The sequence below is a fragment of the Vandammella animalimorsus genome (assembly GCF_002288875.1).
Taxonomy (GTDB): Bacteria; Pseudomonadota; Gammaproteobacteria; order Burkholderiales; family Burkholderiaceae_C; genus Lampropedia; species Lampropedia animalimorsus.
On the sequence record NZ_NTBH01000001.1, the window covers coordinates 164,042 to 175,981 of the forward strand.

The window sequence follows — 11,940 nt, forward strand, 5'->3', positions numbered from 1 at the left end:
TTTACGATGATTGACAGATATAGCTGGGTGGCCGTGTATCCGGAGCTGGTGCTGATGGTCATGGCCTGTGCCATCACGCTGGTGGACCTGAAGGAAAAACAGCGCCTGCGCCCGACCACGCACTGGCTGACGCTGGCCACGCTGGCCGTGGTGGCCGGCATGAACTTCACCTACGCCAGCCACGGCAATACCTTGTACGGCTTTGGCAACATGATGGTGGTCGATTCCATGGCCAGCTGGCTCAAGGGCTTTGCCGCCGTCAGCGTGCTGGTGGCGCTGGTCTATGCGCGCCCCTATTCGGCCTCGCGCGACATGCTGCGCGGCGGTGAGCTGTTCTCGCTGTCCCTGCTGGCGCTGCTGGGCATCGACTTCATGATCTCGGGCAACAACCTGCTGCTGCTGTACCTGGGCCTGGAGCTGCTGACGCTGTCGAGCTATGCGCTGGTGGCCCTGCGCCGTGACGACAGCCAGGCCACCGAGGCGGCAATGAAGTACTTCGTGCTCGGCGCCATGGCCAGCGGCTTCCTGCTCTATGGCATGTCCATGCTTTACGGCGCCACGGGCTCGCTGGATATTGGGGAGATTTTCCGCGTCATCAACCAGGGCCTGTTCGAGCACAAGCAGGTGCTGGTTTTCGGCCTGGTGTTCATCGTCGCCGGCCTGGCCTTCAAGCTGGGGGCCGTGCCCTTCCACATGTGGATCCCCGACGTCTACCAGGGCGCGCCCACGGCCGTGACGCTGCTGATTGCCTCGGCGCCCAAGCTGGCCGCCTTCGGCATCGTGATGCGCATGCTGGTCGATGGCCTGCTGCCCCTGGCCACCGACTGGCAGCAAATGCTGGGCATTCTGGCCATGGCCTCGCTGTTCATCGGCAACCTGGTGGCCATTGCACAGAAAAACCTCAAGCGCATGCTGGCCTACTCGACCATTTCGCATGTGGGCTTCATCCTGCTGGGTCTGATGTCCGGTGTGCAGGGCGGCGAGTTCAATGCCGACAGCGCCCAGGCCGCCTACGGCTCGGCCATGTTCTACGTGGTGACCTACGTGCTGACCACGCTGGCCACCTTCGGCATCATCATGCTGCTGGCCCGTGAAGGCTTCGAGGCCGACCAGATCACCGACCTGGCCGGCCTGAACCAGCGCAGCCCGCTGTACGCAGGCATCATGGCCTTGTGCATGTTCTCCATGGCCGGCATCCCGCCGCTGGTGGGCTTTTATGCCAAGTTCGCCGTGCTCCAGGCCCTGCTGGCCACGGGCTCCAGCCTGCACATTGCGCTGGCGGTGTTCGCCGTCATCATGTCGTTGATCGGCGCCTTCTACTACCTGCGTGTGGTCAAGGTGATGTACTTCGACGCCCCCGACATCCAGGCACGCCCGCTTGAGGCCGGCTGGGACGTGAAGCTGGTGCTGACCGCCAATGGTGCGCTGATGCTGGTGCTGGGCCTGTTCCCGGGCGGGCTGATGGCCATTTGCGCGCAGGCCGTGCTCAACGCCTTGCGCACTTGACTTGAGGGGACGGCACGGGATTGGCCTGATCAGTCAAAGACGCATCCCTTCGCACAACCCCTGCAGCACCTTGCGGTGTCTGGCAGGGGTTTTTGCTTCACAATCTGGCTCGGCTGGCACGACGTGCCCAAGCGTTCTCTCGCAGGCAAAGCCAGCGTCTACGCCAGGAGTTGGCATCCATGAAAGTTTTCGATCTGCGCTGCGCGCACGGGCATGTGTTTGAAGGCTGGTTCGCCTCGGCTGAGGATTACCAGTCGCAGTGCCAGCGTGGCCTGCTGCAATGCCCGGTATGTGGCAGCGCGCAAATCGACAAGCTGCTCAGCGCGCCGCACTTGAAGGCCAAGAGCAACCGCCAGCCCAATGCTGCCGCCCAGCAGCTGCCGCCAGCTGGGGCCGACAAGGCGGCGCCCAGTCAGGCAGAAATGCATACACCCAGCCCTGGCGCGCAGCAGGCCATGGCCGAGCAGCGCAGACGCCAGGCCCAGTGGCTGAGCCAGGCGCGCGCCTTGCTGAAAAATGCCGAAAACGTTGGTGAGCGCTTTACCGCCGAGGCCCGCCGCATCCACGAAGGCCAGGCGCCAGAGCGGCCCATCCACGGCCAAGCCAGCGTGCAGCAAATGTTGGAGTTGCTGGACGAGGGCATCCCCGTGCTGCCCCTGCCCGAAGGGGCGGATGAGCCATTGCAATAGTGCGAAGCAGCACGAAGGCCGCCGTTTGCAGGGGGCCCCACGCGCAGTGGTCTGTGGAGAGCCCCGCTGGCCTTGTCCCTCAGCCCTTGCCGGCTTCTTTGAGGTTTGCCTCCCCCTCGCTGCCAGCCTCGGACGGCTGCTGGGGCTGGGCGGTGTCGTGGCCCGAGGCTGCTGCTGGCTGATTGGCTGCCTCTGCGGCGCTGCCAGCCGGGGGCAAGAGCATGGTGGGAGCGGCAATGCTGGGCCGGCCCAGCAAGATGGCCAGGTTTTGCGCGATCACGTCACGCAGTTGGCGGCGATCGACGATCATGTCGATGGCGCCTTTTTCCAGCAGGAATTCGGCGCGCTGAAAGCCTTCGGGCAGTTTGACGCGCACGGTGGATTCGATCACGCGCGGCCCGGCAAAGCCAATCAGGGCCTTGGGCTCGGCAATGACCAGATCGCCCATGAAGGCAAAGCTGGCGCTGACACCGCCCATGGTGGGGTCGGTCAGCACGCTGACGAAGGGCAGGCGCTGCTGGGCAAAGTGCGTCAGCGCGGCGTTGGTCTTGGCCATTTGCATCAGTGACAGCAGCCCTTCCTGCATGCGCGCGCCGCCCGTGGCGGTAAAGCAGATGAAAGGCACTTTTTTGTGCAGCGCGGCCTGCACGGCGCGCACGAAGCGCTCGCCGACCACGCTGCCCATGCTGCCGCCCATGAAGTCGAACTCGAAGCAGGCCGCCACGACGGGCAGTCCATGCAGGGTGCCGCCCATGGCAATCAGCGCATCGCTTTCGTTGGTGGCCTTGTGGGCTTCTTTCAGGCGCTCGGGGTATTTGCGGCTGTCCTTGAACTTGAGCGCATCCAGCGGCGTGACTTCCTGGCCGATTTCGTAGCGGCCTTGTTCATCCAAAAAGGCAGCCAGGCGCTGGCGCGCGCCGATGCGCTGGTGGGCGCCGCAGTGCGGGCAGACATTGAGGTTTTTCTCCAGGTCGGAGCGGTAGAGCACGGTTTCACATTCCGGGCACTTGGACCAAAGGCCTTCGGGGATTTGGTGGCGCGAGCTGGTTTCCGTACTGCGAATCAGCCGGGAGGGAATGATTTTGTCAAGCCAGGACATGCGGAAAAAATGGTCGTCGAGAAAACAGCGCGGCTGCACTGCAGCCCTTGCATTGTGTGACTGGCTGATGCCAGACCTTGCTCAGAGCCGGTTCAAAGTCTCGGTGCGATTGGACAAGAGGCGGTGTGAGTGGGCTGCAGGGCAGTAGAGATTTTGAACAGGCCCTTAACGGTTTTGGGCTCACCCTGAGAGCCTGTTCAAAATCTTTGCACGGCGGTCAAGAGAGCGGATTTGGGCGCTCTGCTTCGTTGCAAAGCCTCGCCATAGCCCCAGCTATGGCTGCGTTTTGCGCCTTGCAGCCCATCCCAAACCGCTTCTTGCCCACTCGCGCCGAGATTTTGAACAGGCTCTGAGCCTGGAAGATCACCCTGGGCAAACCCCGGTAAAGAGGGCGTGCGGGCGTCCGATTGTAGTGAAACTATGGCTTGCGCTGGCCGCCATCGGTCTGGGGTGGCGGCTGCAGGGTAGGGCGCTTCAGTCCTGCTCGCTTCTTTGGGGATCGCCGGGCTTGCCGGCAATGCGAAACTGCTCGCTGGCCCAGGCCCCCATGTCGATGCGCTGGCAGCGCTCGCTGCAAAAAGGCCGCCAAGGGTTGCTGGGCGCAAAGTGTGTGGGTTGCTGGCATTGGGGGCAGGCCACGATGGGGCCAGCGTTGGCAGGCTGATCGTTGGCTTTGGGCTGATCTGCTGGTGGGGATGAGTGGCTCATGGCAAGGCGAATGTGGGGGCGGACGGCCTGGGGGCGGTTACAGGCCGCAAATGGCCACTTCCAGCGACAAATCCTTGTGTGCGGGCGTGGGCTTGCCTTCCAGATTGGGCTCCATGAAGCGCACGGAGACCAGCAGACGGTTGGCGCTGATTTCGGGCGTGACGTCGTCGCGCGGATCGACCCACAGGCGCAGCAGCTGAAAGCCCCGCGTGGGGGGCAGGTTCTGCTGGAATTGCCCCCTGGTGACGGCCACGCGGTGCGCCGTGCCGGTGTCGCGCACCAGCTTGAGCAGCAGGAATACGGTGTCGGCCACGGGCGTGAGGCTGTTGGCCCAGGTTTCCAGATCGCGCAGGCGGGTGGCCGATGGGCGGTGTTTCCAATGGTGGAGCAATGGCAGATCGAAATTACAGGTGCCACCCGGGATGCCCATGCGGCTGCGCACGGTGTTGAGCCACTCGTTGTCGGCAATGATTTGGCCGGGTTTGCCAGGCATGGTGGTGAGGTTCTTGGCGCAGTAATCGATGCGGGTAAAGATGCGGTCGAGCACGCCGTGGTCGATGTCGGGGTAGTCCTTATAGATCTGCAGCGCGGCGCGCTGGCGCTCCAGATCCTTGAGCATGTCGGTTTTCAGATCCGTGCGCGAGGCGACCTCGATGGCCTCGAAAATGGTCTGCAGGGCGTACTGGTGGTCGGTGACGTCGGAGCGATTGAGCAGCTCCTGCAGGCGCAGCAAAAGGTATTCCAGACGCAGGTAAGTCCGGATGCGCTCGTTGAAAGGGTATTCGTACAGGATCACGGCGGTGGCGGTGAAGGCTGGCGGTGTGGGTGCTGGCGCTGGATGGTGCCAAGGACGAGCCCATCGGGCGCGCCCCGGCGGATTCTTGATGCGCTTTTTGCAAGCCGTTGATTCTAGATGCGGCGGTGCATTTTCAACAGAGGGCTTGGGGCGCGCAGGGCATCAGGGCTGCTGGGCTTTGCGTGTGCTGGCTGTCTCGAAAGGCTGGCCACGCAGGCGCATGCCCGCTGCAATGCCGCGCTGGGCAAACCAACCCTGGTTCATCTCAAGAACATAGCGGACCGGCTGTGCCGAGCAGTGCTGCTCGGTGCTCAAGGGCTGCATGTCAGCCAAGTTGACCACCGTACCGTCGTCGGCCAGGAAAGCCGCCGTTAACGGAAGCAGTGTGTTTTTCATCCAGAAGCACTGCACGCCAGCTTGCTCGAAGACGAACAGCATGCCTTCGTGCTGCGGCATGCTCGGGCGGAACATCAAACCAATCTGCCGTTGCGCAGGGGTGCTGGCCACCTGGGCATCGATGCGAAACATGTTGATCGACAGCGTCAGCCGCGGCAGGTCCAGCTGCGGCTGGCCCGACGCCTGTGGCGCCTGGGCTTGCAGCGCGGTGGGCAGCGCCAGTGCCAAGGCCAGCGCCGCAGCATTGGCACGGCGCAACAGAGTGAGCGTGTGTTTCAGATGCATGGCAGAAAACGTGCAGTGGTGTGATCTTGCTGGGCCGGCATCGTAGCGGCAGTTGCGCGGCATGCACTGCACTGCGGGCGTAAAAACTTGTACATGGCAAGCGTGGCGGGGCATGCCTGCCTTGATTGTGCCTTGGCGCCTTGCAACCAGCCCCAACCGCTTTGGCCCACTCGCGCCGAAGTCATGAACACGCTCTAGAATCCAGCGCCATGAATGTTCCAGAAGCCTCCAACCAGCCCATCAAGCCCCCGGCGCCGCCCACGGTATTGCCGTTGCAGGAAGAAGAAACTGCGGTGGTGGAGCGCCAACTGCACCGGCCCAAGCAACCGCCGCTCTACCAGGTAGTGATGATCAATGACGATTTCACGCCGATGGAGTTTGTCATTGCCGTGCTGCAGGAGTTTTTTGGCAAGAACCGGGATATGGCCACGCAGATCATGCTCAAGATCCACCTCGAAGGTCGTGGCGTCTGCGGGGTGTATCCCCATGAGATCGCCGAGACCAAGGTCGATCAGGTCATGGGCGCCGCTGCCAGCGCGGGTCACCCGCTGCAATGCTTGAGTGAGCCGCTGGCCTCATAAGCTCAACAGCAAAGGCCGATCGGCACCGAAGGGCCTAGGGCATTGGCCAATGGAAAACGCGCCGTTGACGCCATGCAGCAAATGCTTCACCATGCGGCGCGCCCGCTGGGCTCAAAGCGGTGAGTGGCCGGCGGTGCTTGACTCGATTGGCTGTGTCAATGGTCGATCAATGGCCTATTGATTTTTTTCAGGGCGGCCGCACCTGCCCGGTATCTTATTTTTCGCAAGCACAAGGAGTTCGTATCAATGATTGCCCAGGAACTGGAAGTCAGCTTGCAAAAGGCTTTTGTCGAGGCGCGGGAAAAGCGCCATGAATTCGTCACCGTTGAGCATTTGCTGCTGGCCCTGCTGGACAACCCCAGCGCCGCCGAGGTGCTGCGCGCCTGCAAGGCCAATATCGAGGAGTTGCGCAGTGCACTGACGGGGTTTATCGACGACAACATGCCTCAAGTGGGCGGCAGCGATGAGGTCGATACCCAGCCCACGCTGGGTTTTCAACGCGTCGTGCAGCGCGCCATCATGCACGTGCAGTCCACCGGCAACGGCAAGAAGGAGGTTGTGGGCGCCAATGTGCTGGTGGCCATCTTTGGCGAGAAGGATTCTCATGCGGCCTATTTCCTGCAGCTGCAGAACATCACTCGGCTGGACGTGGTGAATTTCATTGCGCATGGCATCCGCAAGGACGAGGCCGGCGACAAGGCCGGCAGCGCCGACGCCATGGGCGGGCAGGAAGAAGGCCAGCAGCCTGGCGGCGAGCGCGGTGAGAAACTCAGCCCGCTGGAGCAGTACACCGTCAATCTGAACCAGGCCGCAGCCCAAGGCCGCATCGATCCGCTGATCGGGCGTCAACAGGAGGTCGAGCGCACCATCCAGGTGCTGTGCCGTCGCCGCAAGAACAACCCGCTGCTGGTGGGCGAGGCTGGCGTGGGCAAGACCGCCATTGCCGAGGGCCTGGCCTGGCGCATCACGCAAAAGGATGTGCCCGAGGTGCTGGAAAACGCCACGGTGTACGCGTTGGACATGGGCGCGCTGCTGGCAGGCACCAAGTACCGTGGCGACTTCGAGCAGCGCCTCAAGGGCGTGCTCAAAAGCCTGCGCGAAAAGCCCGATGCGGTGCTGTTCATCGACGAAATCCACACGCTGATCGGCGCCGGCGCGGCCTCGGGCGGTACGCTGGATGCCTCCAACCTGCTCAAACCGGCGCTCTCCAGCGGCCAACTCAAGTGCATCGGCGCAACCACTTTCACCGAGTACCGTGGCATCTTCGAGAAGGACGCGGCGCTGTCGCGGCGCTTTCAGAAGATCGACGTGGTCGAGCCCAGCGTGGCCGAGACAGTGGACATCCTCAAGGGCCTCAAGAGCCGCTTCGAAGAGCACCATAGCGTCAAATACGCCAATGCCGCCCTGCAGGCCGCGGCCGAGCTCTCGGCGCGCTACATCAACGACCGCCAGCTGCCCGACAAGGCCATCGACGTGATCGACGAGGCTGGCGCGGCGCAGCGCATTCTCGCGCCCTCCAAGCGCCGCAAGACCATCGGCAAGGCCGAGATCGAGGACATCGTTGCCAAGATCGCCCGCATCCCGCCGGCGGCCGTCTCGCAGGACGACCGCAGCAAGCTCAAGACCCTGGAGCGCGACCTCAAGAGCGTGGTGTTCGGCCAGGACGGCGCGCTGGAGGCCCTGGCCAGCGCCATCAAGATGGCACGCTCGGGCCTGGGCAAGCCCGACAAGCCCATTGGCGCTTTCCTGTTCTCCGGCCCCACCGGCGTGGGCAAGACCGAGGCTGCGCGCCAGTTGGCCTACATCATGGGCATTGAGCTGATCCGCTTTGACATGTCCGAATACATGGAGCCGCACGCCGTCAGCCGCCTCATCGGCGCGCCGCCGGGCTACGTCGGCTTTGACCAGGGCGGTCTGCTCACCGAGGCCGTGACCAAGAAGCCGCACGCCGTGCTGCTGCTCGACGAAATCGAGAAGGCCCACCCCAGCATCTACAACATCCTGCTGCAGGTGATGGACCACGGCACGCTGACGGACAACAACGGTCGCAAGGCCGATTTCCGCAACGTCATCATCATCATGACGACCAACGCCGGCGCCGAGACCATGAACAAGGCCAGCATCGGCTTCACCAACCCGCGCCAGGCCGGCGACGAAATGGGCGACATCAAGCGCATGTTCACGCCCGAGTTCCGCAACCGGCTCGACGCCATCGTCAGCTTCAAGCCGCTCGATGAGCAGATCATCCTGCGTGTGGTCGATAAGTTCCTGCTGCAACTGGAAAGCCAGCTGGCTGAGAAGAAGGTCGAGGCCAGCTTCACCGACGAGTTGCGCAAGTACCTGGCCAAGAAAGGCTTCGATCCGCTGATGGGCGCGCGCCCCATGCAGCGCCTGATCCAGGACACGATCCGCAAGTCGCTGGCCGACGAGCTGCTGTTCGGCGGCCTGGCCGATGGCGGGCGCGTGGTCATCGGCCTCAAGCAGGTGGACGATGGCCAGGGCGGCGTCAAGGACGAAGTGCAGCTGGACATCACGCCGCTCAAGAAAGAGGCCAAGCCCAAGCCGGAGGAAGAGGAAACCGCCGCCGAATGAGCGGTGGGGCCATGGGCTGCGTGCCACAGCGGCTGCGTGCCACAGCGGCTGCGTGCCGCTGGCAGGTGGCTGACCAGGTCCTAATCCCTTTTCTCCTCCAACAGCGCCAGCGCGCCAACGATCAGCGCCTGCATGCCTTGTTCGAGCTCGGCCTCCATCTCGGACTGCTGGGCGGCGCACGCGGCGGCGCTGGCCAGATCCTCCGGCTCTTCGTCGGGCTGGGCCGAGGGGCAGGCCAGGCTGTAGACCGTGTCGGAGACGGCGATGCAATGAAAGGCCACGGTGCTCAGCAGCCAGCGCGCCTGCGCCGGGCGTAGATCGTAGATGCGTGCGATGTGCCGGTGGTGGGCCTCGATCTTGTCCAGCATGGCCGGGGTGGCGGCCTGGCGGCGCAGCACATAGGGCGTCAGCCCAGGATGCGCACGGACGAACGCACGCGCGGCGCTGCTGAAGGCCAGCAGGTAGTCGCGCAGCCCTTGTCGCCGTTGCTCATCGACTTCGGGCAACTGCCAGCGGGTAAAGATTTCCTCAGCCACCAATTGTTTGAGCGCTGCCAGGCTGGGCACGTGCTTGTACAGCGCCATGTGGCTGACCCCCAGCGCAGCGGCCACCCCCGTGAAGGTGATGTGCGGCAGGCCGATGGTCACCCCGGCCTCGGCAATGCGCGCGCGCGTGATGCTGGGCGGGCGGCCGCGCGGCGCGGCAGCGGGCGCTGGGGCAGAGCAGGGGGCTGGCGGCGGCATTTTCTTCATGGCAAATCCTCTCGGTCGGGCGCGCGGCGCTCTTGGCTGGTATTTGGCCTGTCATCTGGGCGGTGTGCGCGCCGAATTAGTTTATAGTTATGAAACTAATTCGTGTCACAGATCAAAAGAGTGTATGGGCGAACCACCCGACACGACCCGACACCGCCCGCTACCACTTGGCTGCGCTGATGGCAAAGCCGCCCAAGGTTGCCCCATCTCCCCCCAAGTACCAATTGAAAGGAATCCGGCATGACCCGAGGCCAGCCCCCATCCACCACTCCAGCAGCCGTGCGCGCAACCCAGGCCAGGTCGCCTTGTGGCCATGCAAGCCCGCCTTGCGGTGGCCGCGCGGCGGCTGTGCGCCAATGGCTGGCTGTGGGGTTGGGCGTTTGCAGCGGTATGGGAGTCTGGGCGCCGGCTATTGCCCAGGCGGCCCAGGCGCTGCCCCAGGCCCCACAGGCTGAGGCTGCAGCAGCGTCACAGCCACAGGACAAGACGCTGCCTGCCGTGACGGTGACTGGTCAGGCCGGGCTGGCCAGCGCGCCCTACGCCGGCGGCCAGGTGAGCAGCGGCGGCCGCATGGGCTTGCTGGGCGAGAGGGATTTCATGGAAACGCCGTTTGCCACCATCGGCTACACCGAGCAGTTCATTGCCGAGCAAGCCCTTGCCGACGTGCAGGGCGTGATTGCCAGGAATGATCCGGCCGTTTCCCTCAGCGGCATTGCCGGTGAGCATCTGGAGAGCTACTTCATCCGGGGTTTTGCCATGGATGCGGGCGATGTCAGTGTCGATGGCCTCGCTGGCATGGGCTCGAGCTACCGCAATCTGGCCGAGCGCTTCGAGCGCATCGAGGTGCTCAAGGGGCCTGCGGCCATGCTGGGCGGCATGCCGCCCAAAGGTTCGGTGGGCGGCGCCGTCAACCTGGTGTCCAAGCGCGCGGGCAGCGCGCCGCTGACGCGGCTGACGGCCGGCCTGGAGTCGGATGCGCATGGACGCGCCCACCTGGATCTGGGGCGGCGCTTTGGCGCCAGTCAGCAGTGGGGCGTGCGCCTCAACGCCATGGCCCGCAGCGGCGAGACCGCCGTCGATACGCAAAAGAAGCAAGCCCACCTGGGCGCGCTGGCGCTGGACTGGCGCGGCCCGCGTGCGCGCGTGTTTGCCGATTTCTACCGCACGAGCGACCGCCTCAACGGCATGACGCGCGGCCTGACGCTGGCGCCGGGCCTGGCCGTGCCCCAGCCGCCGCGGGCCACGGTATCGTGGAACCCGCCCTGGGCCTTTTACGAGGCCAGCGCGCGCGGCGCCACGCTGCGCGGTGAATTCGATGTGAGCGAGCGACTGACCGCCTGGGCCGCAGCCGGGCGCAGCACCAGCGGGCTGGAGACGATGATGGGCCTGCCCACGGTGCTCGATGCGGCAGGCAGCATGCGCCTGACTTTTGGCGGCGTGGACGAAACCATCACCCGCAAGACGGCTGAGGCGGGCCTGAAGGGCCAGCTGCGCACTGGCAGCGTGGGGCACCAGTTCGCGCTGCACCTCAACCATTTTGACGAGCGCATCGCGCTCGATGGCTTTCGCTTGCGCGAGAGCTGGACGAGCAACATCCATCACCCCGCCTGGGGCCCGGCCCTGCCGCGCCCACTGCAGGCCTTGAGCCGCACGCAAACGCAGCTGCGCAGCCTGGGCCTGGCCGATACCCTGTCCTTCATGGGCGATCGGGTGCAGCTGACCCTGGGGCTGCGCCGTCAACAAGTCGTCGCAGAGCGCTTCAACGCCGCCACGGGCGCGGCCCTGGGCCCGCGCTACGACCAGGCCGCGACCACGCCCGTGGCGGCCGTGCTGCTCAAAGCCACGCAGCGCCTGTCCGTGTACGCCAACTACGCGCAGGGGCTGAGCCAGGGCGCCACCGCGCCGGCCACGGCCGCCAACGCCGGTGAGGTCTTTGCGCCTTACAAGAGCACGCAAAAAGAGCTGGGCTTCAAGTTCGACCAGGGCGAATGGGCCCACACGCTGAGCCTTTACCAGATCGAGCGCCCCAGCGGCTACGTCGATCCCGTCAGCAATGTTTTCTCGTTCGGGGGGCTGCAGCGCAACCGCGGCGTGGAATGGGGCTTTTTCGGCGCGCCGGCCCAGGGCTGGCGCCTGATGGGTGGCATTGCCCACGCACAGGCCGAGGTGCTCAAGGCCGCCGCAGCCGCGCACCAGGGCAGGCAGGCCACGGGCCTCTCCAAATGGCAGGCCAAGCTGGGCGCGGAGTGGGATGTGCCGGCGCTGCCGGGGCTGACGCTCAGCGCCCACGCAAACTACGCATCGCGCCAATACCTCAGCGCCGACAATGCACTGTCCATTCCCGGCCGCACCGTCTTCGACCTGGGCGCACGCTACGCCACGCGCCTGGCCAGCTACCCGCTGACGTTGCGCGCCAGCGTGGCCAACGCCGCCAACAAGACCTATTGGGCCAAGCCCCACTACACCAGTCTGGCCCTGGGCGCGCCGCGCAGCTTCCAGCTCTCGGCCACAGTGGATTTTTGAGCGGCAAGACATC

Annotated in this window: 9 protein-coding genes and 1 pseudogene; 5 read left to right on the forward strand and 5 right to left on the reverse strand. The window is 64.7% G+C overall.

From position 1 onward, the window contains the following. Window positions 1-6: 6 nt before the first annotated feature. Together nuoN and CLI93_RS00685 are read left to right on the forward strand one after the other, a co-directional pair. The gene (gene nuoN, locus CLI93_RS00680; RefSeq protein WP_095541932.1) at window positions 7-1,506 is read left to right on the forward strand and encodes an NADH-quinone oxidoreductase subunit NuoN; all 1,500 of its coding nucleotides are present in this window, start codon (window positions 7-9) and stop codon (window positions 1,504-1,506) included. A gap of 179 nt (window positions 1,507-1,685) precedes the next feature. Beyond that, on the forward strand, window positions 1,686-2,195 hold the full coding sequence (locus CLI93_RS00685) for a DUF1178 family protein (RefSeq protein ID WP_095541933.1): 510 nt from the start codon (window positions 1,686-1,688) through the stop codon (window positions 2,193-2,195). A 232-nt stretch (window positions 2,196-2,427) separates the two neighbouring features. On the opposite strand, the pseudogene accD reads toward CLI93_RS00685, so the two are convergent. The 4 genes and pseudogenes from accD to CLI93_RS00705 form a co-directional block, all read right to left on the reverse strand. Further along, window positions 2,428-3,294: pseudogene (accD, locus tag CLI93_RS00690) on the reverse strand (acetyl-CoA carboxylase, carboxyltransferase subunit beta); the annotation flags it as partial. Between the two features lie 474 nt (window positions 3,295-3,768). Then, a complete protein-coding gene (locus CLI93_RS00695) occupies window positions 3,769-4,002 on the reverse strand; it encodes a DNA gyrase inhibitor YacG (RefSeq protein ID WP_095995832.1) in 234 nt (77 codons plus the stop codon). 37 nt (window positions 4,003-4,039) lie between these two features. Beyond that, complete coding sequence (gene zapD / locus CLI93_RS00700; protein ID WP_095541936.1) at window positions 4,040-4,798, reverse strand: cell division protein ZapD; 759 nt, start codon at window positions 4,796-4,798, stop codon at window positions 4,040-4,042. A gap of 162 nt (window positions 4,799-4,960) precedes the next feature. Then, window positions 4,961-5,479, reverse strand: a complete 519-nt coding sequence (locus CLI93_RS00705; protein ID WP_095995831.1) for a DUF192 domain-containing protein — start codon at window positions 5,477-5,479, stop codon at window positions 4,961-4,963. Window positions 5,480-5,688: 209 nt separating this feature from the next. Here CLI93_RS00705 and clpS point away from each other — a divergent pair, with 209 nt between their 5' ends. Both clpS and clpA read left to right on the forward strand, forming a co-directional pair. Then, window positions 5,689-6,060 (forward strand): ATP-dependent Clp protease adapter ClpS, encoded by a 372-nt coding sequence (gene clpS / locus CLI93_RS00710; RefSeq protein WP_095538601.1) that lies wholly within the window; start codon window positions 5,689-5,691, stop codon window positions 6,058-6,060. A gap of 246 nt (window positions 6,061-6,306) precedes the next feature. Next, a complete protein-coding gene (clpA, locus tag CLI93_RS00715; protein WP_095541938.1) occupies window positions 6,307-8,652 on the forward strand; it encodes an ATP-dependent Clp protease ATP-binding subunit ClpA in 2,346 nt (781 codons plus the stop codon). An 80-nt stretch (window positions 8,653-8,732) separates the two neighbouring features. On the opposite strand, the gene CLI93_RS00720 is transcribed toward clpA, so the two are convergent. Beyond that, on the reverse strand, window positions 8,733-9,404 hold the full coding sequence (locus CLI93_RS00720; RefSeq protein WP_238945763.1) for a TetR/AcrR family transcriptional regulator: 672 nt from the start codon (window positions 9,402-9,404) through the stop codon (window positions 8,733-8,735). A 390-nt stretch (window positions 9,405-9,794) separates the two neighbouring features. On the opposite strand from CLI93_RS00720, the gene CLI93_RS00725 reads away from it, so the two are divergent. Next, window positions 9,795-11,927: a TonB-dependent receptor gene (locus tag CLI93_RS00725; RefSeq protein ID WP_095541939.1), complete on the forward strand. Its 2,133-nt coding sequence runs from the start codon at window positions 9,795-9,797 to the stop codon at window positions 11,925-11,927. Window positions 11,928-11,940 lie beyond the last annotated feature (13 nt).

Coding starts and splice junctions, on each gene's coding strand:
- CLI93_RS00720 (WP_238945763.1), bottom strand. CDS start 9,404: ATGAAGAAAATGCCGCCGCCAGCCCCCTGCTCTGCCCCAGCGCCCGCT.
- nuoN (WP_095541932.1), top strand. CDS start 7: ATGATTGACAGATATAGCTGGGTGGCCGTGTATCCGGAGCTGGTGCTG.
- CLI93_RS00725 (WP_095541939.1), top strand. CDS start 9,795: ATGGGAGTCTGGGCGCCGGCTATTGCCCAGGCGGCCCAGGCGCTGCCC.
- clpS (WP_095538601.1), top strand. CDS start 5,689: ATGAATGTTCCAGAAGCCTCCAACCAGCCCATCAAGCCCCCGGCGCCG.
- CLI93_RS00705 (WP_095995831.1), bottom strand. CDS start 5,479: ATGCATCTGAAACACACGCTCACTCTGTTGCGCCGTGCCAATGCTGCG.
- clpA (WP_095541938.1), top strand. CDS start 6,307: ATGATTGCCCAGGAACTGGAAGTCAGCTTGCAAAAGGCTTTTGTCGAG.
- CLI93_RS00695 (WP_095995832.1), bottom strand. CDS start 4,002: ATGAGCCACTCATCCCCACCAGCAGATCAGCCCAAAGCCAACGATCAG.
- CLI93_RS00685 (WP_095541933.1), top strand. CDS start 1,686: ATGAAAGTTTTCGATCTGCGCTGCGCGCACGGGCATGTGTTTGAAGGC.